The organism is Burkholderia sp. AU27893, from assembly GCF_002223205.1.
Lineage (GTDB): Bacteria > Pseudomonadota > Gammaproteobacteria > Burkholderiales > Burkholderiaceae > Burkholderia.
Genome location: NZ_NKFD01000005.1, coordinates 1,089,304 through 1,115,019, shown reverse-complemented (window position 1 = coordinate 1,115,019; position 25,716 = coordinate 1,089,304). Strand labels below are relative to the sequence as shown.

At 67.2% G+C, this 25,716-nt stretch carries 21 protein-coding genes; 12 read left to right on the top strand and 9 right to left on the bottom strand.

Features of this window, described 5'->3' with window-relative positions; all coding sequences use genetic code 11:
- Positions 1 to 135: 135 nt before the first annotated feature.
- A complete protein-coding gene (locus CFB47_RS37215; protein WP_256946846.1) occupies positions 136 to 2,382 on the top strand; it encodes a dockerin in 2,247 nt (748 codons plus the stop codon).
- A 251-nt stretch (positions 2,383 to 2,633) separates the two neighbouring features.
- Here the strand turns inward: CFB47_RS37215 and CFB47_RS37210 are convergent, their stop codons facing one another.
- Positions 2,634 to 3,734: a sigma-54-dependent Fis family transcriptional regulator gene (locus tag CFB47_RS37210; protein ID WP_089464235.1), complete on the bottom strand. Its 1,101-nt coding sequence runs from the start codon at positions 3,732 to 3,734 to the stop codon at positions 2,634 to 2,636.
- Complete coding sequence (locus CFB47_RS37205) at positions 3,731 to 5,077, bottom strand: acyl-CoA dehydrogenase family protein (RefSeq protein ID WP_256946845.1); 1,347 nt, start codon at positions 5,075 to 5,077, stop codon at positions 3,731 to 3,733. Before CFB47_RS37205 ends, CFB47_RS37210 begins: the two co-directional genes overlap by 4 nt.
- Before the next feature lie 501 nt (positions 5,078 to 5,578).
- Here CFB47_RS37205 and msuE point away from each other — a divergent pair.
- The 4 genes from msuE to CFB47_RS37185 all read left to right on the top strand — a co-directional run bounded on the left by msuE (position 5,579) and on the right by CFB47_RS37185 (position 10,264).
- On the top strand, positions 5,579 to 6,139 hold the full coding sequence (msuE, locus tag CFB47_RS37200) for an FMN reductase (protein ID WP_089444633.1): 561 nt from the start codon (positions 5,579 to 5,581) through the stop codon (positions 6,137 to 6,139).
- Positions 6,140 to 6,175: 36 nt separating this feature from the next.
- Complete coding sequence (gene sfnG, locus CFB47_RS37195; RefSeq protein WP_089464234.1) at positions 6,176 to 7,279, top strand: dimethylsulfone monooxygenase SfnG; 1,104 nt, start codon at positions 6,176 to 6,178, stop codon at positions 7,277 to 7,279.
- A gap of 174 nt (positions 7,280 to 7,453) precedes the next feature.
- Positions 7,454 to 8,689 (top strand): SfnB family sulfur acquisition oxidoreductase, encoded by a 1,236-nt coding sequence (locus CFB47_RS37190; RefSeq protein ID WP_089464338.1) that lies wholly within the window; start codon positions 7,454 to 7,456, stop codon positions 8,687 to 8,689.
- A gap of 126 nt (positions 8,690 to 8,815) precedes the next feature.
- The gene (locus tag CFB47_RS37185) at positions 8,816 to 10,264 is read left to right on the top strand and encodes an APC family permease (protein WP_089464233.1); all 1,449 of its coding nucleotides are present in this window, start codon (positions 8,816 to 8,818) and stop codon (positions 10,262 to 10,264) included.
- Between the two features lie 99 nt (positions 10,265 to 10,363).
- On the opposite strand, the gene CFB47_RS37180 is transcribed toward CFB47_RS37185, so the two are convergent.
- Positions 10,364 to 11,707: a PLP-dependent aminotransferase family protein gene (locus CFB47_RS37180; RefSeq protein ID WP_089464232.1), complete on the bottom strand. Its 1,344-nt coding sequence runs from the start codon at positions 11,705 to 11,707 to the stop codon at positions 10,364 to 10,366.
- A gap of 289 nt (positions 11,708 to 11,996) precedes the next feature.
- Here CFB47_RS37180 and CFB47_RS37175 point away from each other — a divergent pair, with 289 nt between their 5' ends.
- Complete coding sequence (locus CFB47_RS37175; protein ID WP_089464231.1) at positions 11,997 to 12,779, top strand: sulfite exporter TauE/SafE family protein; 783 nt, start codon at positions 11,997 to 11,999, stop codon at positions 12,777 to 12,779.
- Positions 12,780 to 12,837: 58 nt separating this feature from the next.
- Here CFB47_RS37175 and CFB47_RS37170 read toward each other — a convergent pair whose 3' ends face one another.
- Entirely contained in the window at positions 12,838 to 13,485 is a 648-nt protein-coding gene (locus CFB47_RS37170) for a LysE family translocator (RefSeq protein WP_089459662.1), read from the bottom strand.
- 110 nt (positions 13,486 to 13,595) lie between these two features.
- Here CFB47_RS37170 and CFB47_RS37165 point away from each other — a divergent pair, with 110 nt between their 5' ends.
- Complete coding sequence (locus tag CFB47_RS37165; RefSeq protein WP_089464230.1) at positions 13,596 to 14,447, top strand: LysR substrate-binding domain-containing protein; 852 nt, start codon at positions 13,596 to 13,598, stop codon at positions 14,445 to 14,447.
- Between the two features lie 22 nt (positions 14,448 to 14,469).
- On the opposite strand, the gene CFB47_RS37160 is transcribed toward CFB47_RS37165, so the two are convergent.
- Positions 14,470 to 15,366 (bottom strand): LysR substrate-binding domain-containing protein, encoded by an 897-nt coding sequence (locus tag CFB47_RS37160; protein WP_089464229.1) that lies wholly within the window; start codon positions 15,364 to 15,366, stop codon positions 14,470 to 14,472.
- A gap of 153 nt (positions 15,367 to 15,519) precedes the next feature.
- On the opposite strand from CFB47_RS37160, the gene CFB47_RS37155 reads away from it, so the two are divergent.
- Complete coding sequence (locus CFB47_RS37155; protein WP_089464228.1) at positions 15,520 to 18,573, top strand: FAD-binding and (Fe-S)-binding domain-containing protein; 3,054 nt, start codon at positions 15,520 to 15,522, stop codon at positions 18,571 to 18,573.
- 93 nt (positions 18,574 to 18,666) lie between these two features.
- Here CFB47_RS37155 and CFB47_RS37150 read toward each other — a convergent pair whose 3' ends face one another.
- The 3 genes from CFB47_RS37150 to CFB47_RS37140 all read right to left on the bottom strand — a co-directional run bounded on the left by CFB47_RS37150 (position 18,667) and on the right by CFB47_RS37140 (position 21,751).
- Positions 18,667 to 18,969, bottom strand: coding sequence for a DNA-binding protein (locus CFB47_RS37150; protein ID WP_089444588.1), 303 nt, complete (start codon positions 18,967 to 18,969; stop codon positions 18,667 to 18,669).
- An 87-nt stretch (positions 18,970 to 19,056) separates the two neighbouring features.
- Positions 19,057 to 20,211, bottom strand: a complete 1,155-nt coding sequence (locus CFB47_RS37145) for a branched-chain amino acid ABC transporter substrate-binding protein (protein ID WP_089444587.1) — start codon at positions 20,209 to 20,211, stop codon at positions 19,057 to 19,059.
- Positions 20,212 to 20,851: 640 nt separating this feature from the next.
- Positions 20,852 to 21,751 carry a DMT family transporter gene (locus CFB47_RS37140; RefSeq protein WP_089464227.1) on the bottom strand — a complete coding sequence of 300 codons (900 nt, stop codon included), beginning with the start codon at positions 21,749 to 21,751 and terminating at the stop codon, positions 20,852 to 20,854.
- Positions 21,752 to 21,808: 57 nt separating this feature from the next.
- Between CFB47_RS37140 and CFB47_RS37135 the strand changes: the two genes are divergently transcribed.
- The 4 genes from CFB47_RS37135 to CFB47_RS37120 all read left to right on the top strand — a co-directional run bounded on the left by CFB47_RS37135 (position 21,809) and on the right by CFB47_RS37120 (position 24,944).
- Positions 21,809 to 22,795 (top strand): LysR substrate-binding domain-containing protein, encoded by a 987-nt coding sequence (locus CFB47_RS37135; protein WP_089444585.1) that lies wholly within the window; start codon positions 21,809 to 21,811, stop codon positions 22,793 to 22,795.
- 185 nt (positions 22,796 to 22,980) lie between these two features.
- Positions 22,981 to 23,649 carry a nitroreductase gene (locus CFB47_RS37130; protein ID WP_089444584.1) on the top strand — a complete coding sequence of 223 codons (669 nt, stop codon included), beginning with the start codon at positions 22,981 to 22,983 and terminating at the stop codon, positions 23,647 to 23,649.
- A gap of 184 nt (positions 23,650 to 23,833) precedes the next feature.
- Positions 23,834 to 24,217 carry a sodium:proline symporter gene (locus CFB47_RS37125; protein WP_256946854.1) on the top strand — a complete coding sequence of 128 codons (384 nt, stop codon included), beginning with the start codon at positions 23,834 to 23,836 and terminating at the stop codon, positions 24,215 to 24,217.
- A 214-nt stretch (positions 24,218 to 24,431) separates the two neighbouring features.
- On the top strand, positions 24,432 to 24,944 hold the full coding sequence (locus CFB47_RS37120; RefSeq protein ID WP_089464337.1) for a hypothetical protein: 513 nt from the start codon (positions 24,432 to 24,434) through the stop codon (positions 24,942 to 24,944).
- 40 nt (positions 24,945 to 24,984) lie between these two features.
- Here the strand turns inward: CFB47_RS37120 and CFB47_RS37115 are convergent, their stop codons facing one another.
- Positions 24,985 to 25,629 carry a glutathione S-transferase family protein gene (locus tag CFB47_RS37115; protein ID WP_089464226.1) on the bottom strand — a complete coding sequence of 215 codons (645 nt, stop codon included), beginning with the start codon at positions 25,627 to 25,629 and terminating at the stop codon, positions 24,985 to 24,987.
- Positions 25,630 to 25,716: the final 87 nt, after the last annotated feature.

The window sequence follows — 25,716 nt, the reverse complement described above, 5'->3', positions numbered from 1 at the left end:
CCGACGGCGGGCCTTGCGATGGACCTCTTTCCTTAAGGACTTCTGATGACTTCGTTTTCTCAACGATGGATTGCCGCTGCGGCGATGGCGTGTGCGTTATGGGGCTGTGGTGACGGATCCGATAGCACGACAGGCGTGACCCATGCGGGCGCCAATGCAGCCGCCAATCGTAGCCAGATCGGCGGAACTGGCAGCGGCAGCAACCTGCCGGCGGCCAGCTGGACCAGCGTCAAGTGGGGCGGTGGCGGCTACGTCACCGGGCTGATCTACCATCCCGTCAACGCGAGCCTGCTGTACGCACGCACCGACGTCGGCGGCGCGTACCGCTGGAACGCGACCAGTTCGACGTGGACGCCCATCACCGACGGCATCGGTTTCGGTGCAGGCGAGGGCGATTTCCACGGCGTCGAAAGCCTCGCGCTCGACCCGAACAACGATCAGCTCGTCTACATGATGACCGGCATTACCGTGACGCAGGGTCACAACGGCCGCATCTACATCTCGAGCAACCGCGGCGACACCTGGACGCACTACGACCTGCCGTTCCCGGTGGGCGGCAACGACAACGGCCGCGCCACGGGCGAGCGCCTGCAGGTCGACCCGAACAATCCGTCGACGCTGTTCTACGGATCGCGCACGGCCGGCCTGTGGAAGAGTGCCGATTCGGGCCGCACCTGGACGCAGGTCACCGGTCTGTCCTCCGCCACGATCAGCGGCGGCAGTTCCCCGATCGGCGTCGAACAGGTGATCTTCGATACGTCGGGCAAGGGCAGCGGCCAGCCGACCTGGATCATGTGGGCCACCGTCGCCCCGGATTACGCCAACGCGGCGGGCCTGACGTCGACCTTGTACAAGTCCACCAACGGCGGCTTTTCGTGGACGCCGGTGCCCGTCCCGCCGACGGTGTCCGGCTATTACATCCCGCACGTCGTGCGCACGTCCGACGGAAACTTCTACGTGGTGTTCAACGCGGGCGTCGGCCAGGGCATCGGCGGACCGAGCTATCTGTACAAGTTCGGCGGAAGTAACGACAGCAACTGGACGCTGCTCAACCGCTCCAGCAGCAACGGCTTTGGCGGCCTGTCCGTCTCCGGTCTGGGCGCGTCCGCCCGAATCGCATTGGGCATGACCGGCTGGAGCGACACCAGCAAGACCATCCAGCTATCCGACGACGACGGCAGTACGTGGCGCGAAATCGAGGCCGGCATGCCGCATATCGGCACTGCCTCGGGTGGCTGCGCCGGCTGGGTCGAGAGCGTCGCCATCGACCCGGCCAATCGCGATCACGTCATGCACGTTCACGGCGGCGGCATCTGCGAAACCATGAACGCCTCGTCGCTCGCGCCGACCTGGAGCCCCAAGGTCGACAACCTCGAGGAAACCGTGACGCTGGCGCTCGTCACGGCGCCGCCCGGCGCGTCGTACAACTTCATCAACAGCGCCGGCGACATCGGCACGTGGGTCAATACGGATCTCTCGACGAGGCCGACGAAAGGCCCGTTGAACACGTGGAGCAGCGGCAATTCGGCCGACATGTCGTGGTCCGATCCGACGTACATCGCCGCCGCGGGCGTCGACAACGCCAACGGCCATGCGACCAAGGGCTTCTGGTCCGGCGACAGCGGCAATAGCTGGTCGACGTTCGCGTCGCTGCCCAACGGCGCAGCGGCAAGCCAGAGCAACGTGGGCAACCTGGTGGTCCCGTCCCGCAACAACGTGACCTGGGCACCGCCGGACTCGGTGCCGTCGTACACGACAAACAATGGCGCCAGCTGGACGGCGACCAACCTGCCGGCGTTCGGTGCCACCTGGAACGGCTTCCCGCGCGCCTACCGCCTGGCCGCGGACCGCAAGAACCCGAACAAGGTCTATGCGTACGACTCCGGCGGCGCACCGTGGAGCTGGCAGCGCGGCAAGATCTACGTCTCGAACGACGGCGGCCACACGTTCGCGCTGAGCCAGGGTTCGGTGAACGCGAACCTGGCCTGGAATGCGTGGGGGGATTCGTCGATGGTGGTCAATCCGAACGCGGAGGGTGATCTCTGGCTGGCCGACGGCACGGCCGTGTACCACTCGGTGGACTCGGGGGCGACCTGGACGAAGCTCGGTGTCTTTGCGTCGACCAACGATACACCGGGCGCCACCGTGATCGCGTTGGGCAAGGCGCCGGCCGGTTCGCCGTACTCGGCCGCGGTCTATGTGGAAGGCACATTGAACGGTGTCTGGGGCATTTACCATTCCGACGACGGGGGTGCAACGTGGGCGCGCTTCAACGATGACGCGCACCAATTCGGCGGCTCTGGCGTGATGGCCGGCGACTGGAACACGTACGGCAGGATTTACGTCAACGGCGCCGCTCGCGGTCTGATCTATAGCAATTGAGGTTGAGCGGCCGTAAGGGGGCCGTTCTCGACGTCTACATCACGGCGCGCTGACCAATGAGCATGGGTGTCCACCGATTGGTGAGGTGGGCACCTGTGGACGACAAAGACGCTGCGTTGATCGTTTGCCGCTACGGTACGATCGCCTGCTCAAGCTCTGGCTCGCGCCACGATACATCAGGTTTGAACGTTGATGCACGATACGCGACGCGATCCCACCGGAGCCGGGCAGCGGTGCGCCCCCATACGCGGCTACTTCACCGCCGCAATTTCCTTCGCGCGAATCAGCCGCGCCCGCAGCACATTGCGGCTGATGCCGAGCAGCCGTGCGGCCTGGATCTGGTTGCGGTGGCTGAATTCGAATGCGACGCGCATCACGGTGTCCTCGATGCGCTCGAACAGGTTGCCGTGATCCTCGTCGAACAGGTCGCGCAGCGCGCGTTCGAGTGCGGCCTGCGCGCCGGCGGCCGGGTCGGGTTCCGGCGCTGGCGTACTCGAGGCGGCCGTCGGCACACCCGACGACGCGATATGCAGATCGGCCTCCTGCAGCGAATCGCTCCGGCTCACGAGCAACGCGTGATGGATCACGTTCTCGAGTTCGCGGATGTTGCCCGGCCAGCTGTGTGCCTCGAGCCGGCGCTCGGCGCGCGGGTCGATGCTGCGCGGCCCGTAGCCGAGGCGGCTGCGGTAGTCGTCGAAGAAGTGGCGTGCGAGCGGCAGGATGTCGCCCGGGCGTTCGCGCAGCGTCGGCACCGCGAGCTGTACGACGTTGAGGCGGTAGAACAGGTCGCCGCGAAACTGTCCGTTCGCGACGGCCTGCTGCAGATCCACGTTGGTCGCGGCAACCACGCGCACGTCGATCGGCACGCCGGTGCGCGAACCGAGCCGCACGACTTCGCGCTCCTGCAGCACGCGCAGCAGCTTGACCTGCATCGACAGCGGCAGGTCGCCGATCTCGTCGAGAAACAGCGTGCCGCCGTTCGCGGCTTCGAACCAGCCGGGCTTCGCGCTGAACGCGCCGGTAAACGCGCCTTTCTCGTGACCGAACAGTTCGCTCTCGACGAGTGTTTCGGAGAAGGCGCCGCAGTTCACCGCGATGAATGGCCCGCTGCTGCGGCGGCTGAGGCCATGCACGTGGCGCGCGATCAGTTCCTTGCCGGTGCCGGTCTCGCCGACGATCAGCACGTTCGCATCGCTCGGCGCGACCAGGCGAATCCGGTCGAGCAACGCGACCGAGCGCGGGTCGACGAACACCTGCGCGCGGGCACGAATGGATGTCGCGAGCGCGGGCCGGTCGGGCAGCGTGAGGACGGGCGCGGCGTCTGGCCACGCATCGGAAGGGGTGTGATTCACGAGTAGAAGCCCGGCGTCGGATAGGTTCGCTTGAGCGCCCATTCGCCGATCTCGCGAATCTTGTACGCGAGCGGGTCGTGGAGCGTGTGGGTGCGCAGGTTGCGCCAGTGCCGGTCGAGCCGCAGCGCGCCGTGCGTCGCGCGTGCGCCGGCGACGTCGAACATCCGCGTACAGAGGTCTAGCCCGGTGCGCGCGGCCGACACCTTCGCGGCGGCCGTGGCGAGTGCGACCTGGCCGCGCTCCGCCTGGGTGAGCGCCGCATCGCGCGACCATGCGGCGTCGAGCCGGTCCGCTGCGCGATCGGCGAGCACGCGCGCGGCTTCGAGCCCGACCCAGAATTCGCCGTACTGGCCGAGGATGTACGGATCGTCGCCGGTGCTCGCGACCTGCGCGCCGGGCCACGGCCGCGCCTCGTGCAGCGTGTAGTGCCGCGCGTCGTTGAACGCGGCTTCGGCGATGCCGAGATACACGTTCGTCAGCACGAGCTGCGCGACGAGCGGGCGCAGGCACGCGAACGGCGTCGACAGCGGGCCGGGGTCCGTCAGCAATTCGTGATCCTCGACGCGCACCTTCTCGAACGTGACCGTGCCGCTGTCGGTCTGGCGCTGGCCGATGTTGTTCCAGTCGTCGGCGATCGAGATGCCGCTGCGCTGCGTCGGCACGGCCGCGATCAGGAATGCGCGCGTCTGCGCATCGTGCGCGGACGCGATCAGCATCTGCGAATCGAGCGCCCCCGAGCAAAAGCTCTTCTGGCCGCTGAATTCATGCCATGCGCCGCGCGAGCGGCTGATCGTGCGCGCGTCGAGCGGATTCAGCGCATTGCCCCAGAACCACCGCTGGCGCGCGGTGCGTTCGAACCACGATTCCCACTGTGCGGGCGCGCCGAACAGACGCACGGTCGCGAGCATCAAGTGGTGGAAACCGAACACGTGCGCGAGAGAGCTGTCGGCGGCCGCGAGCACGCGGACGACGTCGAGCGTCGTGCGCCAGCTCGCGCCGAGGCCGCCGTAGGCGGACGGGATGCTCAGCGCGAGCAGGCCGCTGTCGCGCAACTGATCGCGCTCGGCCTTCGGCGTGCCGCCCTGCAGGTCGCGCTCGGCCGCGGTGCATGCAAAGCCGGCCGCCAGGCGCTCGGCGATTTGCAGCGCATCAGGGGGCGCGGGTTCGTCGCGGGGCGGCGCGACGACGCGCAGGCCTTCCGCGCGGGGCGATACGGAAATGGGTGTCATGGCGATGAATGTGTCGGGTGGCTGCACGAAATCGGTCAGGCCGCGGCGGGCGTTGCTGGCCGGGTGCTGCGTGATCAGCAGAGTGTTCAACGTTTCGTGCAACGCGGGAAACATCGATTTCTGATAACCAATGCCGGATTGCTGCGCTGGACGCAGTCGCGCACGGCACGGTCGCGCGGCACGGCGATCGGCAGCACGCAAAGCGACGATGCGGCAGCCATGCCGGCGCTACTGCAACGGTGGGATGCGTCGCGCCGGCGCGTGAACGGGAAAAGCGGGCGCCAATGCGTGCCGATGGACGTCGTGAGCCTGCCGGAATCCGTGTCGAAGCGGAAAAACCCGCCTGCCGCACATCGCGCTGCTGATCACGCAGCAGCGGATCAGCAGCGTTGTTTCCCCGAGTTCATCGCACTGTGGAATATGGTTGTGACGCCATGGCTGGCACGCTTATCGGCGTGCGCGAACAACGGCGGCGCCGCGACTGGCGGTCGATCGCGATGCATTTCGTCATGCAGACGATCGGTTTCCGTCTCGATCGTTGAAATGGCACGCTCCTTGCTGACCCATGACGTGACGGGTGCGTCGGCACCCGACTCGACAATGGGAATGCAACCGATGAGCAATGCAATCAACGTGGTCGCGATATCGGGCGGCCTCCAACGGCCGTCGCGCACGCTGGCGCTGACCGACGCGATCGTCGCGGCGCTCGGCGCCGCACTGCCGATCGAAACACGGCTGATCGAACTCGGCGAGATCGGCAGTCGGCTGGCCGGCGCGCTGACGCGCGCGCAGGTGCCGGCCGACCTCGATGCGCAGATCCGCGCGATCGAGACGGCCGATGCGCTCGTCGTCGCGAGCCCCGTGTATCGCGCGTCGTACACGGGCCTCTTCAAGCACCTGTTCGACCTCGTGCATCACGAAGCGCTGATCGACGTGCCCGTGCTGCTCGCCGCCACCGGCGGCAGCGAGCGTCATGCGCTCGTGATCGATCATCAGCTCCGCCCGCTGTTCAGCTTCTTCCAGGCCCGCACGCTGCCGATCGGCGTGTATGCGTCCGAAGGCGATTTCGACCAGTACCAGATCACGAACCCGGCGCTGCGCGCGCGTATCGCGCTCGCCGTCGATCGCGCGGTGCCGCAATTGCGCCCGCATGCGCTTTCCGTCGCGGCCGCGTAGGCCGCCTGCGTTTTCTTTTCCGATCAGGACACACTCATGAGCCATACCGACTCTTCCGCCGACGGCGTCAAGTTCGCCTACTGGGTGCCGAACGTCAGCGGCGGCCTCGTCGTCAGCACGATCGAGCAGCGCACCGACTGGAGCCTCGAATACAACCAGCAGCTCGCGCGCACGGCCGAGGCGGCCGGCTTCGACTACGCGCTGAGCCAGATTCGCTTCACGGCCGGCTACGGCGCCGAATACCAGCACGAGTCGGTGTCGTTCAGCCAGGCGCTGCTGCATGCGACGACGAAGCTCAAGGTGCTCGCCGCGATCCTGCCGGGGCCGTGGCATCCGGCCGTGGTCGCGAAGCAGCTCGCGACGATCGACCACATCTCGAACGGGCGCATCGCGATCAACGTCGTGAGCGGCTGGTTCAAGGGCGAATTCACCGCGATCGGCGAGCCGTGGCTCGAGCACGACGAACGCTACCGGCGCTCGAAGGAATTCATCCAGGCGCTGAAGGGCATCTGGACACAGGACAACTTCACGTTCAAGGGTGATTTCTACCGTTTCAACGACTACACGCTGAGCCCGAAGCCGGTGCAGATGCCGCATCCGGAGATCTTCCAGGGCGGCAGCTCGCGGGCGGCGCGCGACAACGCGGCGAGCGTGTCGGACTGGTACTTCACGAACGGCAATACGCCGGAGAACCTGAAGGCGCAGATCGACGACATCCGCGCGAAGGCGGCGGCGAACAACCATCGCGTGCGCATCGGCGTCAACGCGTTCGTGATCGCGCGCGATACCGAGGAAGAGGCGAAGGCCGTGCTCGACGACATCATTCGGCACGCGCACGTCGAGGCCGTGCACGCGTTCGGCGATGCGGTGAAGCAGGCCGGCAAGGCATCGCCCGAAGGCGAGGGCAACTGGGCGAAGTCGACGTTCGAGGATCTCGTGCAGTACAACGACGGCTTCCGCACGAACCTGATCGGCACGCCGCAGCAGGTCGCCGAACGCATCGTCGCGCTCAAGGCGATCGGCGTCGACCTCGTACTCGCGGGGTTCCTGCATTTCATCGAGGAAGTCGAGTACTTCGGCCAGCGCGTGCTGCCGCTCGTGCGCGAGCTCGAGGCGCAGCAGCAGGCGGTTGCCGCGTGACGCGGAGGCCGGTGCGCGGCGCGCATTCACGCGTGCCGCGCGCAGGCCGACCGACCGGATGACGAAGGCCGCTCTTGCGGGTCATCCAGGTTCAACGTTTCGGATATCGAAACAGGAGGCTGGCGGACGCTTCGCGGCACCGCCGGCCGGTTCATGCGCTTTACCGGAATCTACATGTCTACGGAATTCATCGAAGAAAACGTGCAACCCCAAGCGGGCACCCCACACGCTTCCGTTCCCGTCATCGGCTCGGATGCCGAGGCACTCGACGTCGCGCACCAGGTCGCGGCACGACTGGCCGAGCACGCCGCGTTGCGCGACCGCGAGCGGAAGCTGCCGTTCGACGAGATCGAGCTGTTCTCGTCGAGCGGCCTGTGGGGCATTACCGTGCCGCGCGAATACGGCGGCGCGGAGGTGTCGACCGTGACGCTCGCGGAGGTAATCGCGATCGTTTCGCAGGCGGACCCGTCGCTCGGCCAGATCCCGCAGAACCATTACTGCCTGATCGAGGACATCCGCCTCGAAGGCAGCGATGCGCAGAAGCGCTTCTTCTTCGATCTCGTGTTGAAGGGCACGCGCTATGGGAATGCATTCTCGGAAGCGGGCGGCAAGAACGTGCTCGATATCCAGACGCGTGTGCGCCGCGACGGCGACGCGTTCGTGCTGAACGGCCGCAAGTTCTATTCGACCGGCACGCTGTTCGCGCACTGGATTCCGGTGCTCGCGCTCGACGAGTCGGACCAGGCCGTGCTCGCGTTCGTGAAGCAGGGGGCGCCAGGGCTGACCGTCGTGGACGACTGGAGCGGCTTCGGGCAGCGCACGACCGCGAGCGGCACGGTGATCGTCGAGAACGTGCGCGTGAGCCCGTTCGAAATTTTCCACACGCAGCGTTCGTACGACCGCCCGACCTTCGCGGGCCCGTTCGCGCAGATCACGACCGCTGCGATCGACCTCGGCATTGCGCGCGCCGCGCTGCAGGACACGATCGCGTTCGTGCAGCAGCATGCGCGCCCGTGGATCGACAGCGGCGTCGAACGCGCGAGCGAGGATCCGCTGACGGTCGCGCAGATCGGCGACATCGCGTATCGCGTGCATGCGGCCGAAGCGCTGCTCGCGCGCTCGGGGCGCTTCGTCGATGCGGCCAAACGCGAGCCGAGCGAGGAAACGGTCGCACAGGCCGCGATCGCGGTGGGCGAGGCGAAGATCGCGACGACCGAGGTGTCGCTGCTCGCGGCGAGCAAGCTGTTCGAGCTCGGCGGCAGCAAGTCGACGCTCGCGAAATACAACTTCGACCGCCACTGGCGCAACGCGCGCGTGCATACGCTGCACGACCCGGTGCGCTGGAAGTATCACGCGATCGGCAACTACTACCTCAATGGCGTGAAGCCCGCGCGCCATTCGTGGAATTAGCCGGGTCGTGCCGGCGTATTTCCCGCGACGAAACATGGGCAAGGAAACCCGGTGGCCGCATTGGCAGCCTTCACTGCTGCGCAGGCGGCCTACACGGCTTCGCTTCATTCCTGACGATATAAATCGATGAGTCATCCAGCAAGCACCGCGCAGGCATTGCCTGCGCACGATACCGTGCCGCCGGCAGGCGGCCTGCGGCGCAACTATCTCAGCCTGCCCGAGCTGATCGCGCAGTCGATCGGCCTCGTCGGCGTGTCGGGCGGGATCGGCGTGCTGATCCCCGCCGTCTTCGCGACGGCCGGCAACGGCACGTGGCTGGCCTACCTGTTCGCGATCGTCGCGCTGCTGTTCGCGTCGTGGAGCATCTCGGTGTTCGCGCGCGACTCGGCGTCGCCGGGCGCGCTGTATGCATATGTGTCGGCCGGCATCGGGCCGGTCTGGGGCGCGATCTGCGGCTGGTCGCTGCTGATCGCCTATGCGGTGGCCGCCGCGGGCATCCTGCAGGGGACGATCAACACGTTTCTGGTGCTGGGCCGCGAGACCGGGCTGCTCGGCAGCGCGACGCCGCTCGGCGCGGTGCTCGGGCTCACGGTCGTCACCGCGTTCGCCGCGTGGTACATCGCGTTTCGCGACATCCGGCTGTCCACGCGCTTCACGCTGTTCGTCGAACTCGCGACGCTGCTGCTGATCGCCGTCGTCGTGGTCGGGACGATCGCGTTCGGCGGGCATCCGGTCGATCGCGCGCAATTGATGCTGGAAGGCGTGAAGCCGACACAGTTGCAGCTCGGGATGGTGCTCGCGTTCTTCAGCTTCACGGGGTTCGAGAGTGCGACCGTGCTCGGCGCGGAAGCTCGTGACCCGTTCCGCGCGATTCCGCGTGCGGTGCTGATCAGCGTCGTCGGGCCGGCGATCCTGTTCGTGATCGGCGCGTACGGGATGGTGAGCGCGTTCCACGGGCAGACGCCGCCGCTCGATCAGGTCGACGGCCCGCTCGCGGTGCTCGCGCATCGGCTCGGGGCCGGCTGGGTCGGCGTGCTGATCGACGCGGGTGTGGCGCTGAGTTTCTTCGCGGCGTTCTTCTCGTCGATCAATGCGGCGGCGCGGATCGTCTATACGTTCGGGCGGCAGGGCGTGCTGCATGCGTCGACGGGCCAGGCGCACGAGCGGAATGCGACGCCGCACGTCGCGGTCGCGCTGATCGCGGTGCTGGCGCTGGTGACCGCGCTGGTGTTCACCGCACGCGGCACCGCGCTGCTCGATTCGTATGGCTATCTCAGTTCGATCGCGACGTACGGCTGGCTGCTTGCGTACGTGCTGGTGGCGATCGGCGCGCCGCTTTATCTGCGCCGGCAGCGCCGGCTGCGTGCACGACATGTGGCGATCAGCGTCGTGGCGGTCGTGCTGCTCGCGATTCCGCTGGCCGGCAGCGTGTATCCGGTGCCGGCGGGCGTCTATGCGTGGCTGCCTTATGTGTTCGTCGCCTTGCTGGTGATCGGGCTCGGGTGGTTCCTGGTATTGCGCGTCCGGTTCCCGGAGCGGCTGCGCGAGCTGGAGGCCGAGCTGCTGACGAAGTGACGGCGTGGCGCTGCTGGCGGGTGGTCGGCGGTGACGGCTTGATATTGATCCGGATACCGAATCAGGGGGGCGGTGCATACCGACGCATCCGCGCGCTGCTTACTCGGTCGCGTCGAAATCGTCCTCCCGGCCGTTCAGCATCGCGGTCAGCGTGCGCAGGCCGGCATCGAGCTGATCCATGCTCGGCGCGGCCAGCGCGAGCCGGACTGCGTTCGGCGCATGGCCGGACGACACGGCGAAGGTGGTCGACGGCGTCAGCCCGATGTCGCGCCGGGCCGCGGCTGCGACGAGGGCTTGCGAACGCCAGTGCGCCGGCAACGTCAGCCACAGGTGATAGCACTTGCCGTTGGTCCGGACATCGAAACCCGCGAGGCGCTCGATCGCCAGCGCCTGACGCGCGCTGGCGTCGATGCGTTTCAATCTCGCGAGTTCGGCCACGGTGCCGTCGCGCATCAATCGCTGCGCGGCTGCAAACGCGAACCCGGAAGCGGTCCATCCCCCCGAGCGTACCGACGCCATCACGCTTTCGCGCAGCCGCGGCGGCGGCACGATGAAGCCGAGGGTCAGGCCTGGCGTGACCCGCTTGGACAGGCTGTCGATCACGATGCAGGCATCTGGAGCGAGTGCGGCCAGCGGCGGCTCGTCGCCGAGAAAACCGTAAACGTTGTCTTCGATGACCGGTATGTCGAGCTTGTCGACGACACGCAGCAGGTCGGCGCGGCGAGCGGCGCTCATCGTCGTGCCCAGCGGATTCTGGATGGCCGGCTGAACGTAGATCGCCGACAGCCTGGCCTCGCGGTGAGCCTTTTGCACGGCGTCGGGCCGAACGCCGTCTTCGTCCATCGCCAGCGGCACCAGCGAGATCCCCAGCTTGGCCGCGATGCCCTTGATGAACGGGTAGGTCAGTGCCTCCACGCCACAGCGCCCGCCGGTCGGCACGACGGCGGCAACGGCCGCGGCGATGCTTTGCCGCCCGTTGCCGGTAAACACGAGCTGGTCGGGCGATGGGGCCCATTCATGCTGCGCCAGATACGCGGCGGTAACGCTTCGGATGGCCGGGGTCCCGGTACTCGTCGCCTCGCGTAACGCGGCGTCGAGCTCCGCAGGTCGGTGCAATCCGCGCAGGCTTCTGGTGATCAACGCGGTCTGGGCCGGGACGGTCGGGTAGTTGAACTCGAGATCGATCCGAACGCCGCGAGGCTCGCCCGGCGCAGCGGCCCCGCGTCGCGTCTCGCCCGACACGAAAGTGCCCCGACCGACTTCACCGACCACGAGGCCGCGGCGCAGCAATTCCGCATAAACCCGTCCCGCCGTCGATGCGGCGATGCCATGCTGGTCAGCGAAATGACGCTGCGGAGGCAGGCGGTCGCCCGGCCTGAGCGTGCCGTCGGCAATCTGGGCGGCGATCGCGTCCGCCAACTGCAGATATTCGGAATTCGACATGGATTGCACCGATAACAATGATTATTGCACCGAGGTCAATGTTTTAATTGCACTGAGTCTAATGGCGGTGCATTCTGCTTTCATCAAGTCGATTGTACCGGGGCTGAAATGCTTGTGCGGCCCATGCGGCCGGCGGTGCGTTGGGGTACCGCATTGCCCCGGTACCTCATTGGAGAAGCAGCATGGGTGCAATGCGTTCAACCCGGATCCACCGTGCGGCGATGCCGCCCGTGCGACCCGCTCCGTGGCAGTCCGCCACGCCGCGATTCGAACCGGCACGGAGGTCGTGATGGCGACCCCTACTGCGATGGGCCTGCAATTGACGCTGGCCACGATCCTGATCGCGTTTGCCGGTGTGTTCGTGATCGCGTTCATGCGCGGTGCGTTCGGTGGCGGATTCGCGATCATCGGCATTCCGCTGCTGTCACTCGTGATGGACCCGGTGACGGCCGGCGGCTTGCTCGCCCCGTTGTTCATCGCGATGGATCTGTTCGCGCTGCGGTACTGGAAGCCGTCGACATGGTCGAAGCCCGACCTCGTGCTGCTCCTGCCGGGGCTGGTGGTCGGTATCGGGTTCGGTTACCTGGCTTTCCGCTTCCTCGACCATCGTGCCATCGAGCTGTTGATGGCGGTGGTCACGCTGGTCTTCGTCGGGCTGTGGGTGAGGGGTGGCGCGAAACCGACGGTTCGTCCGCGTTCGTCGCCGAAGGCCGTCTCGGCCGGCCTTGCATCGGGCGTCACGACGATGGTCGCGCACTCGGGCGGTCCGCCGCTCGCGATGTATCTGCTGCCGCTCGGCCTCAGCAAGGAGATGTACGCGGGAACGACGAGCCTGTTCTTCACCGTGGGCAATGCGATCAAGGCGGTGCCGTGGCTGCTGATCGTGCGGCCGACCGCGAATGTCTGGGCGTTGATGGCGGTGTGCCTGCTTGCCATTCCGGCCGGCGTGGTGTGCGGCTGGCGGCTTCACGGCAGGCTGGATCAGCGCCTGATCTACCGGAGTTGCTACGGATTGCTCGCGGTGACCGCGTTGAAACTGCTCTGGGACGGCGTTTCCGGCTATCTCGCGTAAAACCGGCGCGCGGCTGTCCTGGTTCCGATGGCATCCGCTCGATGGCGTGATTGGCGCACTATGCCATGCCCGCCATCTTCGACGCATCGACCACCATCTGCACGCCGAGCCCGCCAAGAATGAGCCCCATCGCCCAGCGCTGCGCGAGCAGCAGCGTCGGGCGCCCGTGCAGGAACGTCGCGATGCGGCTCGAACAGATCGCCACCAGCCCGTTCGCGCAAGCGAACGCGGTGATCAGCAGCGAACCGAGAAACAGCGATTGCCCGAGTACGCTGCCGTTCCCGTAGTCGATGAACTGCGGCAGCAGCGAAATGAACAGCATCGCGAGCTTCGGGTTCAGCACGCTGGTCGTCGCGCCCATCGCGAGCAACCGAAGCGGGCGCTCGCTGGGCAACGCCTGCACCTCGAACGGCGAGCGGCCGCCGGGCCGGACGGCCTGCCATGCGAGATACAGCAGGTACGCCGCACCGACCACGGCCAGAACACTGCCCGCGTAGGGCACGCTCATGAACAGCGTCGTGATCCCGAACGCCGCACCGAACATGTAGAACAGGTAGCCGATCATCACGCCGCCGAGCGAGATGAGCCCCGCAGTGCGACCTTGCGCGATCGAGCGCGACATCACGTAGACCATGTTCGGCCCGGGCGTGACCGCGAGCATGCCGCCGATGACGAGAAATCCGTAGAGCGATCCGGACGTATGCATGTCTGATGATTCCTGCAACGAGTAAGGGCTGACGGGATGCATTGTCCGACCGTGGAGGAGAACAGTAAAACGGGATAAACTGAATCGATTAATCAGGTTTTCTGAATGCGATGAAAAAGCTCGACCTCGATGTGCTCGCGATGGTGGTGGCCGTCGCGGAATCCGGATCGTTCGCGCAGGGCGCGCAGGCCGTGCATCGGTCGCCGTCGGCGGTGAGCATGCAGATCAAGGCGCTGGAAGACGCGCTCGGCAAGCCGCTGTTCATCCGCGACACGCGCAACGTGACGCCGACCGACGACGGCACGATGCTCGCCGAATACGGCCGCCGGATGCTGGCGATGCGCGACGAGGCCTGGGCGTCGGTCGTGCGCCCGGAGGTCCGCGGCCGCGTGACGATCGGCGTGCCCGACGATTACATTTCGTCGCTGCTGCCGCAGGTGCTCGGCAAGTTCGCCGCGATGCATCCGCGCGTGGAAATACGCGTGATCGGCCAGCCGAGCAGCGCGCTCGTGCCGATGCTGAAGGACAACACGGTCGACCTCGCGTGCCTCACGCGGATCAAGGGGGTGACCGGCGAGCTGATCCGGCTCGAGCCGCTCGTCTGGGCCGGGTCGCCGAAGCGCAACGTGTGGGAAGAGCGGCCGCTGCCGGTGGCCTTTTTCACGCACGGCGGCAGCACGGCGCGCGATCACGCGGTCAAGGCGCTGAACCGGCGGAAGATCCCGTACCGGATGTCGTACGAGAGCCCGAGCCACCTCGGCCTGCTCAGCATGGTGGAGGCCGGGCTCGCGGTCGCGCCGCTGGCGCGCTGCTGCATTCCCGATCATCTCGTGCAGCTGTCGGAAAGCCACGGGCTGCCGCCGCTCGGCGAAATGGAGGTCGTGCTCGCGCGCAGCCCGCAGTCCGCGCGCCCGCCGTGCGACTACCTTGCCGAGCAGATTCTCGGCGAATGGCGCACCTGAGCGGCCCGCCGCCGGCCGCGTTTCAGCACGACTTCAGCAGCCATTCGCGGAACGCGACGAGCGACGGCAGCGTCTCGTTCCCCGGCGGGTAGACGAGGTAGTAGCTGCGCTGGCTGGTGATCGCGTCGCCGATCGACACGAGCTCGTGGCGGCTCAGCTCGTCTTCCACCAGCACCTTCGGCACCAGCCCGATCCCCATCCCGGCCCGCACCGCCTGGATCAGGTGCGACGTGAGCTCGAAGCTCGGGCCGATGCGCATCTGCCGATGGTCGAGCCGATAGTGCGAAAACCACTCCGCCCACGCCTGCTGGTTGCTCGTCACGCCGAGCAGCGTCTGCTTCGCGGCCCACGCTGGCGTGCGTGCGTCGGCCTTGCGTCGGCTTGCGCTGCCCGGGTCCGGCGGCGCGATCGCGATCAGGAACTCGTTGTACAGCCGGTGCGCGTGCAGGCCCGGCCAATCGCCCGCGCCGACGGTAATGGCCGCATCGAGGTCGTCGTTGAGGAAATCGATCGCGCCGATCCGCGAATGGACGTGCACGGTCACGCCCGGATGCGCGGCGTAGAAATCGTGCAGGTGCGGCAGCAGCCATTTCGAGCCGAACGTGGGCAGCGTCGCGAGCCGCAGCGTACCGGCGCCCGCCTGGTGCGACATCGCCTGCAGCGTCGCGCCGCGGATGCGCCCCAGTGCGCCGCTCAACTCGGTGAAGTAGCGGCGCCCGACTTCGGTCAGCTTGACCGAGCGGCCCTCGCGCCGGAACAGCGGCACGCCGAGCTGATCCTCCAGCGTCTGGACCTGCCGGCTGATCGCGCTCTGGCTCAGCGACAGCTCCTCGGCCGCGCGCGTGTAGCTTTCATGCCGCGCGGCGGCCTCGAACACCAGCAGCAGCGACATCGACGGGGTGAGGCGACGGTAATTCATGAGTTTTATGCAATATTCGCCGGAGCAGAATTCGTTTGTTTCTCGTGCAGTATCCAAAGATACTGGAATTCCCGGCCGCGTGGAAACTTGCTAAAAAATCATGTTTCAACCGCGCGAACCGGCCGGTTCCACCCACACTGCCGCTTTTAGCCCATGTCGATCGCCTCGTTGCCCCGTCCCGCCAGCCCGCCCGCGCATGCGTACCGTGACTTTCTCGCCGCGCTGCGGGCCGCCGGATTCGCCGGGGAAATCCGCGCGGACCATGCGAACCGGACGGTGCAGGCCACCGACAACTCGATCTACCAGCGCCTGCCGCAAGCGGTGATCTGCCCCGCGTATGCGGACGACGTCCGGCTGCTGGCGCGCCTGCTCGCCGAGCCCGCGCATCGCGACGTCGCGGTGGCCGCGCGCGGCGGCGGCACGGGCACCAACGGGCAGTCGCTGACCGACGGCGTGGTGGTCGACCTGTCGCGCAACATGAACCGGATCCTCGAAATCGACGTCGAGCAGCGCTGGGTGCGCGTGCAGGCGGGCGTCGTCAAGGATCAGCTCAATGCGGCGCTGAAGCCGCACGGGCTGTTCTTCGCGCCGGAACTGTCGACGTCGAACCGCGCGACCGTCGGCGGAATGATCAACACCGACGCGAGCGGGCAGGGCAGCTGCACGTACGGCAAGACGCGCGACCACGTGCTCGAGCTCGATTTCGTGCTGATGGGCGGCGAGCAGCTGCACAGCGAAGCACTCGCGGACGACGAGCTCGAGCGCCGTTGCGCGCGCGAGGATCGCATCGGCAAGGTCTACCGCGCCGCGCGGCGCATCAGCGACGACAAGGCGGCGCTGATCGAGGCGAAGTTTCCGAAGCTCAACCGCTGCCTGACCGGCTACGACCTCGCGCACCTGCGCGAACCCGACGGCCGCTTCAACCTGAACAGCGTGCTGTGCGGCGCGGAAGGCTCGCTCGGCTTCGTCGTCGAAGCGAAGCTCAACGTGCTGCCGATCCCGAAGTATTCGGTGCTGGTCAACGTGCGCTACGCGGGCTTCATGGACGCGCTGCGCGACGCCCGCGCGCTGCTCGCGCACCAGCCGCTGTCGATCGAGACGGTCGACTCGAAGGTGCTGATGCTGGCGATGAAGGATTTCGTGTGGAGCAGCGTGGCCGAGTATTTCCCGCAGGACGACGCTCGGCCGACGCTCGGCATCAACCTGATCGAATTCAGCGGCGACGATGCGCGGGACGTCGATGCGCGCGTGAGCGCGTTCGTCGATCATCTGCGTAGCGACAAGAGCGTGGAGCGCCTGGGCCACACGCTCGCGGCGGGCGACGACGCGGTGAAGCGCGTGTATGCGATGCGCAAGCGCGCGGTCGGCCTGCTCGGCAACGTGCAGGGCGAGGCGCGCCCGCAGCCGTTCGTCGAGGACACGGCGGTGCCGCCCGAGAACCTTCCCGCGTACATCGCCGAATTCCGCGCGCTGCTCGACGGCCACGGGCTGCAATACGGGATGTTCGGGCACGTCGATGCGGGCGTGCTGCACGTGCGGCCGGCGCTCGACATGAAGGACCCGAAGCAGGCGGCGCTGGTGCGGCCGGTGTCGGATGCGGTGGCCGAGCTCACGCAGCGCCACGGCGGCCTGTTGTGGGGCGAGCACGGCAAGGGCGTGCGCTCCGAATATGCGCCGGCGTTCTTCGGCGAGCTGTATCCGTCGCTGCAGCAATTGAAGGCCGCGTTCGATCCGCACAACCAGTTCAACCCCGGCAAGATCGCGACGCCGCCGGACCACACGATGCGGCTGCTGAAGATCGACGAAGTGCCGACGCGCGGCGACCACGATCGGCAGATCGACGAGCGCGTGTGGCAGCGCTACGGCACCGCGATGCACTGCAACGGCAACGGCGCGTGCTACAACTTCGACCCGGACGACGCGATGTGCCCGTCGTGGAAGGCGACGCGCGAACGCGTGCAGTCGCCGAAGGGGCGTGCGTCGCTGATGCGCGAATGGTTGCGCCTGCAAGGGCAGGCCGGCGTCGACGTCGTCGCGGCGGCCCGTGCGCGGCAGCCGTTCCTGGGCAGCCTCGCCACGCGCTGGCGCAACAGCCGCGCGGCGCGCAACGGCGAAGCCGATTTCTCGCACGAGGTGTACGACGCGATGGCCGGGTGCCTCGCGTGCAAGTCGTGTGCGGGGCAGTGCCCGGTGAAGGTGAACGTGCCGGAGTTTCGCTCGCGTTTTCTCGAGCTGTATCACCAGCGTTACCTGCGGCCGCTGCGCGACTACCTGATCGGCTCGCTCGAATTCACGACGCCGTGGATGGCGCGGGTGCCCGCGCTGTACAACGGGCTGATGCGCTCAGGATGGGTGCGCACGGTGCTGGAGCGGCACGTCGGCATGGTCGACAGCCCGCTGCTGAGCCGCTTCGACCTCGCGGCCGTGATCCGTCAATGGCAGGTGAAGCCGGCCGATCCGCAGGCGCTCGCCGCGCTGAGCGACGCGCAGCGCGCACGCAGCGTCGTCATCGTGCAGGACACGTTCACGCGCTATTTCGATACCGAGCAACTGGCGACGCTGATCGAGCTGGCGGCGCGCATGGGCTTTCAGGTGTGGCTCGCACCGCTCGCGCCGAACGGCAAGGCGCTGCACGTGCAGGGCTTCCTGCGCGCGTTCGAGCAGGCGGCGATCCGCAATGCGACGCAGCTGGCCGCGCTGGCGCGCTCAGGTGTCCCGCTGGTCGGCCTCGATCCGGCGATGACGCTCACGTATCGGCAGGAGTACCTGAAGGTGACGGGGCTCACCGATGTGCCGAAGGTGGCGCTGCCGCAGGAATGGCTGCTGCAGGTGCTGCCGGAAGCCGGTGCCGGTGCCGGCGGCGTGCCTGCGTCGTACCGGTTGCTGCCGCACTGCACCGAGAAGACCAATGCGCCCGACAGCGGCAAGCAATGGGTCCAGGTGTTCGCGCGGCGCGGGCTGCGGTTGAAGGTCCAGGCCACCGGATGCTGCGGGATGTCGGGTACCTACGGACACGAGGCGCGCAATCTCGCGACGTCGAAGACGATCTATGCGCAGTCGTGGGCGGCGCACGTGGACGGGCCGGAGGATGAAGGCGAGGCGCTGGCGACCGGCTATTCGTGCCGCAGCCAGGTGAAGCGGATGTCGTCGAAGCAGGTGCGGCACCCGTTGCAGGCGCTGCTCGATCACGTGCGGGCGGTGGTTTGACGGTCGGGCGTCGCGTGTCGCGTTGCCCGTGAGATGACATTCGATTCGGCGTCGAGCGGCAAGCGTCGTGCCGTCGTCGACGCATGCCTGGGCTCAGGCGTCGGCTTTCGCCGTCTTTCCGGAACGCGGTTTGTCCACCGCCGGAAACGCACCGCCGCCGCGCGGCCGTTTCGGTTCGATCCGCATCTGCCGGATCACGCGCCGGAAATCGATCTCGTGCGCGGCCATCGTGCCGATCAGTTTCGCGATGACCGCGAGGTGGGAAGGAACCGTACCCTTGCTCGAATAGTTCGTGATCGAGCTTTCGTTCATCCGGATCAGGCGGGCGAACTCGCGCGCCGTCAGCTGTGCCTTCTTCAACTCCTGTTGAAATTCCGCATACGCCATTGCGCACATGATGCTTCGTCTCCGTGAATCAGAATTCGGCCCGCACGGCGCCGGCGCTGACGAGTGGCGTTCCCGTCGCACCGGCGCCGCGACGGGTTACATCTTCACCTGGTCGAGGAAGGTCTTCTTGCCGCTCTTGTAGCCGTAGATCGAGATGATCCCGTGCGTCAGGTCGCCCTTCGAATCGAACGTCGTCGTGCCGATCACGCCTTCGTACTTCGTCGCCGGCATCGCCGCGAGGATCTTCGCCGGATCGGTCGAGTTCGCGCGCTTCATCGCGTCGACCGCGATGTAGACCGCGTCATACGCGAACGGCGCATCGAACTTGATGCCCTGGTTGAAGCGCTTCTGGTACTTCGCGAGGAAGTCCGCGCCGCCCGGCATCTTCTCGAGCGCGGCGCCGGCCTGCGAGCACAGCACGTTGTCGGCTGCCGGGCCGGCCAGTTCGGCCAGCGAGTCGGTGCACACGCCGTCGCCGGACAGGATCTTCGCGCGCAGGCCGAGCTGCTTCGCCTGCTTCGCGAGCGGGCCGCCGGTGGCGTCCATGCCGCCGTACATGATCGCGTCCGGGTTCTCGCCCTTGACCTTCGTCAGGATCGCGCGGAAGTCGACCGCCTTGTCGTTGGTCGCGTCGTGCGACAGCACCTTCAGGCCGAGCGCCTTCGCCTTCTTCTCGAACTCGTTCGCGAGGCCCTGGCCGTACGCGGTCGAATCGTCGATCACCGCGACGCTCTTCACGCCCTTCGCCTGCGCATAGCTCGCGAGCGCCGGGCCCTGCTGCGCGTCGGTCGCGACCACGCGGTAGGTCGTCTTGAAGCCTTGCTGCGTGTAGGTCGGGTTGGTGGCCGACGGCGAGATCTGCACGATGCCCGCGTCGCTGTAGATCTTCGACGCCGGGATCGACGTGCCCGAGTTCAGGTGGCCGATGACGGCGACGACCTTGTCGTCGACGAGCTTCTGCGCGACCTGGGTAGCCTGGCGCGGATCGGCCGCGTCATCCTGTGCATCGAGTTGCAGCGTGATCTTCTTGCCGCCGATCGTGAGGCCCTTCGCATTGATTTCCTCGACCGCGAGGCGCGCACCGTTCTCGTTGTCCTTGCCGAGGTGCGAGATGCCGCCCGTCGTCGGTTCGACGCTGCCGATCTTCACGACCTGGTCGGCCATCGCGGTCGACGCGGCCGCGAATGCGGCGGCAGCCAGTGCGACGGTGATCAGGGGTTTGCAGCGCATGCCGACAGTGCTTCGTTCCATCTGCCATCTCCGATTTGAATGTCTTTCTATTGGCGTCTCGACCGGCCGACGGCGAGGCCGGGGCGATCGGACGAGTCTCCATACCCATCATGGGCTTCACTGCATCGCGTCCTGCCCCGCGACGTGCCGCCCGGGTGAACGGGCGAATCGGGGCCTGAAACGGTGCAATTCGTATGAATATATATGAAGCCGATTTTGCGCGCTGCAGCGAATCATGTAGCGGGGCGGGCGCTGTGCGACCAGCGCCCGAAATTCGACGGCGCCGGATGCCGGAAATCGTGCGCCGCGGCAGGCCACAGGCTGCGATTCGCTGTCGACGGGCTTACGAACGCATCCATTATTCGGCCGGCGGGTGGAACGAAGCCATGGACACTGATGCACGGTCAATCCGGAACTGTTCGGTCGATTTGTCTGCACAGTTTGGACGATTTCGATTGCGCATCCGGTTGCGGGGCCATGCTTCATCGCGATCGATATCCTCGTTTTAATGCAACTAACGGTCGAGCCCGGCAGCGTCGACGACCGGGCGCGGGTAGGCGACCCACGCGATGCATTCCGCTTTGCAGATGCCGGGGTTCGTCCCGACCGGCTCGCTTGCGGATCGTCGGGGCGATCGGGCCGGCCCGATTCGGCTGCGAGCCTAAGAACGTCCGCGCAACGCCACGAAGATCACGCCGGCAATCGCCAGCAGGCCGCCGCACACCGTCTCGATGCCGGGTCGCTCGCCCGTCAGCACCATCGACAAGACCGTCGCGACCGCGGGCGTCAGGTAGAGGAAGTTGGCGGCGCGCGCCGCGCCGAAGTAGCCGAGTGCGAAGGTCCAGGTCGCGTAACCCAGTGCGGCGGGGAAGATGCCGAGCATCAGCACGGCCAGCGCGGTGTCGCGCGACCCGCTGCCCAGCGCCACGAGCGCGCCCGGCAGCCACGGCGTGAGCAGCAGCGCGCCGGCGAGCAGCGTGTACGCGGTGCAGGCCAGCGCGCCGTACACCGGAATCAGCCGCCGCTGCAGCACGAAATAGCTGGCCGAACACAGGGCCGCGCCGAGGATCAGCGTGCTGCCGGCGCCGAGGACGAGGCCGCCCGGCTGCCCGCGCGCGATCACCGCGATGCCGGCGAGGCTGACCAGCGAGCCGAGCCAGCCCCAGCGGTTGAAGCGCTCGCCCAGAAACACCGAGGCCAGCAGCGCCGTGAAGATCGGCAGCGTGTTCACGATGAAGCTCGCCGCGCCGGCCGAGACGGTTTGCTCGCCGGTATTGAGCAGCGCGTTGTAGAGCGCGATGCCGAGAAAGCCGCACAGCAGGAAGCGCAGCGCGTCGCCCCGGGTCGGCACGCGCGGCCGCCGCACGGCGAGCCACGCGACGATCAGCACGGCCGCCGTGGCGAAGCGCGCCGCCGCGAGTTGCAGCGGTGTCAGGCCATGCAGGCCGATCCGGATGAACGGGAAAGCGGACGCCCACGAGACGATCGTGAAGGCGACCGCGCCTGCCGCGATCAGCGGCTGCCGCGCAGCGCGCGACGACGGGGTGGAGAGCGTGTTCATGCGGCAATGATGCGGTGTGGCAAGATGCTAAGCTAGCGCACAGATCAGCACGCAGATATGACCACGATTCACAGCTCGAGCCGGCGGCCGGCCGGCGCTTCAACCCGCGCAAAGCGCGCGCCGGCGGCGTCGCCCGCCGCAGCGCCGGCGCCGGGTGCGCGGCCGCCGCTCGCGAGTCTCGAGACGGTGTGCACGGTCGCGCGCGAGGGGTCGTTCCTGGCCGCGGCCGATGTCTCCGGCGTGACGCACGGCGCGATCAGCCGGCGGGTGGCCGCTGTCGAAAACTGGCTCGGCCTGCGGTTGTTCGAACGCCATGCGCGCGGCGTGCGCCTGACGCCGGACGGCCAGCGCTTCGTCGGCCGGATCGAGCAGGCGTTCGCGATCATCGACAGTGCCGCCGATCAGTGGCGCTCGCCGCGTACGCCGCGACTGGTCAGGATGAGCGTGGTGCCGGCCTTCGCGCAGCTCTGGCTGCTCGAGCGCCAGCATGCGCTCGAGAGCGAGGCGCCCGCATTGCGGATCGAACTGGGCATCGATCTGCGCAACGTGGATATCGCCGGCGGCGAAGCGGATCTATCGATCCGGTACGGGCGCGGCAACTGGCGTCAGCTCGACACCCGCGCGTTCATGCCGGAACGGCTCTATCCGGTCGCGCATCCGCGGCTTGCCGCGCAACTGGCGAAGGCGCGCCGCCGGCGCGGCGATGCCGCGCTGCTCGACATGCCGTTGCTGCACGATTCCGACGTGACCGGCTGGCGCACGTGGTTCGATGCATTGGGCGTGCCGTTCAAGCCGCGCGCGCAGGATCGCCGCTTCGAGGATTACAACCTCGTGCTGGCCGCCGCCGAGGCCGGGCTCGGCGTGGCACTGGCGCGGGTACCGCTCGCCGACGCCTATCTGAAGCGCAGCGAACTCGTGCGCGTGAGCCCGCACGAAGTCGATTCGGTGCTCAGGTATTACTTCGTGCATGCGAAGGGGGAGAATCGGCCTGAGGTGCTGGCGTTGATGGAGCGGATGCGGGCGGCGGTGGGGGCAGGCGGCTAGCGCTGGCCGGTGTATCGTGTCGACCCGCCACGGTCGCTGGCGGGAGCGAAAAAGCGTTGTGCGATACGCGGCACTAGGCTCGGGCCGCCGGATCGACGACAATGCGACCGCGAAAAACGATGAGGTGGAGAGATGAACGAGATTCGAAAAGGGATGCATCCGTGCGGATGCGAGCGAGGTCAACAATGAACAAGCCGGACAAGTCGTCGAAAGCGCGTGCCGCGCTCGACCAGCTGTTTTCGGGCATGGCGCCCGCGGATGCGACGCGCGCGTCGCGTCCGGGCAATCCGTTCGAAGCGAGCGCCGACGACGCATCCGCCGGCACGGGCGGGCGCGGCGGTATCGAAGTCACGCTGTCGACCCGGATCCAGTTGCGCGGCTATCCGAATGCGAACGCATTCATGAAGCGCATGGCCGAAGCGTGGGGGCTGGAGTGGGGGATGTACGACAGCGTCAAGGCCATCGCGACGCTGCCCGTCGGATGGCGAGCGCGCCGGCTGCCGGAAGTCACGCAGATCGTCGACGGACACGACGTGCTGCGCGCGGAGAGCAGCCTGCAGGGCGGCGAAATGTCGTATCTGAAAGTGCATCCGCGGTACTACATCGACGCGCGCAAGGGGTTCGGCTGGGGCAAGTCGTCGAAGGCGTCCGACGATCCGGATCTCGACGGCCCCGACTGGAACTGCTTCGTGATCGATCGCGAAAAGTCCATCGAAGTGCACGAACTGACGACCTCGTCGCTGAAAGCCGACATGGACAACGCGCGGGCGACGTTGCTGAAATGGCTGGACGAAAACTATCCGAAACATCGCGATCCTTTCGCTTACTGGTCGGATTGCGAAGGGGCGTCGTAATTTTGCGTGGTTGCCCGGTTCCGGTTCACGGGCACGCGATGCGCGGCCGGCGCCGGAGCGGGCGCGGTGCAAGTCGCGGCGATGCATCGGCTGGTTGCGACGGGAGCGTCAATTGAAGCGAGCCGGTGTCGTCCCGGTTCTCTGAGCAGCGTTCGGTGCGGCGGCCGGTTCGACCGTCGTCGAGCTGCTGCTCTGGCCGATCGTCGGCGACGACGCGATCGGGAACCTGTTGCGCGACACGCGCCTCACGGCGGCCATCGTGATGGGGCGCGGCGTGCTCGGCGCGTCCGCCGGCTTCGATCCACTGGTCATGACGGTGGCGACCGTCGTGCATCTCGCGCTGTCGCTGGTCTATGCGGCTGTGCTGGCGAAGGTGATTCGCAACCTGTCGCTCGCGGCCGCGCTCTTCGTGGGCGGCGCGTTCGGCCTCATCGTGTACGGCGTCAACCTGTACGCGTTCACCGCGATCTTCCCGTGGTTCATCCCGGTTCGTGGCGCGATCACACTCGTGGCCCATCTGGTATTCGGGATCACGGCAGCGGCTGCCTACCGCTTCGCCAGGCGCTAGGCCTGGCGCCAATCGACGGTGCCTGCGTCGATCATTCGCACCAGACCCCTGGAATAAGCCGGCGCGCTGCATCGTTTAGCCGTCAGGAGACCCTGCACGATGCGGCGGCGCGTGAGCACCGCATGATGAATCGTGCGCGAGCAATTCGATCTGCCGGGCGCCGTCAGCCGCGTCCGCGATCGAATGGTCGGGGACAATGTGGCAGGAGCCGATCATGGGCAACTGGTTTCGATCCGGGATAGGGTTCGTCTGTCTCGGCTGTTCCGCGGCGGTCTTTGCGCAAACCTCCGACGATCTGGCGGACGAGACGACGAACTGCCGGGCGGTCGTCGCGCAAGCGAACATCGACGGCACCGAGCAGCAAATCGTTGGGCGTGCGTGCCTGCAGGACGACGGCACATGGCAGTTCGTGCAGAGCGCCGATGGTAGTGTTTTATGGTATCCGGCAGCGGACTATCCGTATGCCGACCTGGGGTACTGGGGGCCGCCGCTTTTCATCGGCGCGGGTGTGGGCTTCGTGTTCGTCGATCGCTTCCACCGCTTCCATCATTTCCACCACTTCGATCACGTCGTCCACTTCAACGGGGTGGATCATCGCCGCGTCGGCGCGCCGATCGGCGCCGGTTTTCACCACGGTGCGTTTCCGGCCGGTGCCGTCGGCCACGGATTCGGCGGTATGCATCCGTTCGGCGGCATGAGCGGATTCGGTGGAATGCGGCGACATTAGGCGGCGTCTCCGGCCGGACTCGCCGCCGCCGGTACACCTGCTAATCGAGCCGCCCGCGCAGATCGTCGAACGGAATCATCACGTGCGTGCGATACGCGGGCCGCGCTTTCAGCCGCTCGTACCACGCTTGCACGTTCGGGATGTCCGGCCGTGCGATGTCGAGTTCGAAGTAGCGGTACAGATGCGTGCCGGCCGCGATGTCGGCGAGCGTGAGCGCGTCGCCCGCGAGAAACGGCTGCCCGGCCAGCGCTGCATCGAGCGCCTGGAAGTGCTGCGCGCACTGCGCGATGCTTTGCTCGACGCGTGCCGTGTCGCGCTGCTCGGGCGGCGTGCGGAAGTGGCCCCGGAACACGCCGTTCAGGAACGTCGGCTGCAACGTGGTTTGCGACCAGTCCATCCAGCGGTCGGCGCGCGACTGTTCGGCGGGGTCGTCGTGCCAGAAGCCGGGGCGTCCGTAACGCGCGGCAAGGTAGCGCAGGATGCTGTGCGATTCCCACACGACCGTGCCGCCATCGTCGATCACGGGGATGCGCCCGTGCGGGTTCATCGCCAAAAAATCGGGCGTGTCGAGCACACCGAACTGCCCGCCGGCCGGCACGTGCCGATGCGCAAGCGCGAGCTCGTCGACGAGCCACAGCACCTTCTGGACGTTGAATGCATTGCGGCGCCCCCATACGGTCAGCATGCCGGCCTCCTTGTGTCGTGCGGAACGGGATCGCGACAGTGTAAACGCCGCAGGCGCGCACCGCGGTGCGCGCCTGCCGGCTGTCGC

What these genes read in the sequence shown, in the direction of transcription:
- CFB47_RS37205 (WP_256946845.1), bottom strand. Translation starts at nt 5,077, where the DNA reads ATGTTTCCCGCGTTGCACGAAACGTTGAACACTCTGCTGATCACGCAG.
- msuE (WP_089444633.1), top strand. Translation starts at nt 5,579, where the DNA reads ATGAGCAATGCAATCAACGTGGTCGCGATATCGGGCGGCCTCCAACGG.
- sfnG (WP_089464234.1), top strand. Translation starts at nt 6,176, where the DNA reads ATGAGCCATACCGACTCTTCCGCCGACGGCGTCAAGTTCGCCTACTGG.
- CFB47_RS37190 (WP_089464338.1), top strand. Translation starts at nt 7,454, where the DNA reads ATGTCTACGGAATTCATCGAAGAAAACGTGCAACCCCAAGCGGGCACC.
- CFB47_RS37185 (WP_089464233.1), top strand. Translation starts at nt 8,816, where the DNA reads ATGAGTCATCCAGCAAGCACCGCGCAGGCATTGCCTGCGCACGATACC.
- CFB47_RS37180 (WP_089464232.1), bottom strand. Translation starts at nt 11,707, where the DNA reads ATGTCGAATTCCGAATATCTGCAGTTGGCGGACGCGATCGCCGCCCAG.
- CFB47_RS37175 (WP_089464231.1), top strand. Translation starts at nt 11,997, where the DNA reads ATGGCGACCCCTACTGCGATGGGCCTGCAATTGACGCTGGCCACGATC.
- CFB47_RS37170 (WP_089459662.1), bottom strand. Translation starts at nt 13,485, where the DNA reads ATGCATACGTCCGGATCGCTCTACGGATTTCTCGTCATCGGCGGCATG.
- CFB47_RS37165 (WP_089464230.1), top strand. Translation starts at nt 13,596, where the DNA reads ATGAAAAAGCTCGACCTCGATGTGCTCGCGATGGTGGTGGCCGTCGCG.
- CFB47_RS37160 (WP_089464229.1), bottom strand. Translation starts at nt 15,366, where the DNA reads ATGAATTACCGTCGCCTCACCCCGTCGATGTCGCTGCTGCTGGTGTTC.
- CFB47_RS37155 (WP_089464228.1), top strand. Translation starts at nt 15,520, where the DNA reads ATGTCGATCGCCTCGTTGCCCCGTCCCGCCAGCCCGCCCGCGCATGCG.
- CFB47_RS37150 (WP_089444588.1), bottom strand. Translation starts at nt 18,969, where the DNA reads ATGTGCGCAATGGCGTATGCGGAATTTCAACAGGAGTTGAAGAAGGCA.
- CFB47_RS37145 (WP_089444587.1), bottom strand. Translation starts at nt 20,211, where the DNA reads ATGGAACGAAGCACTGTCGGCATGCGCTGCAAACCCCTGATCACCGTC.
- CFB47_RS37140 (WP_089464227.1), bottom strand. Translation starts at nt 21,751, where the DNA reads ATGAACACGCTCTCCACCCCGTCGTCGCGCGCTGCGCGGCAGCCGCTG.
- CFB47_RS37135 (WP_089444585.1), top strand. Translation starts at nt 21,809, where the DNA reads ATGACCACGATTCACAGCTCGAGCCGGCGGCCGGCCGGCGCTTCAACC.
- CFB47_RS37130 (WP_089444584.1), top strand. Translation starts at nt 22,981, where the DNA reads ATGAACAAGCCGGACAAGTCGTCGAAAGCGCGTGCCGCGCTCGACCAG.
- CFB47_RS37120 (WP_089464337.1), top strand. Translation starts at nt 24,432, where the DNA reads ATGGGCAACTGGTTTCGATCCGGGATAGGGTTCGTCTGTCTCGGCTGT.
- CFB47_RS37115 (WP_089464226.1), bottom strand. Translation starts at nt 25,629, where the DNA reads ATGCTGACCGTATGGGGGCGCCGCAATGCATTCAACGTCCAGAAGGTG.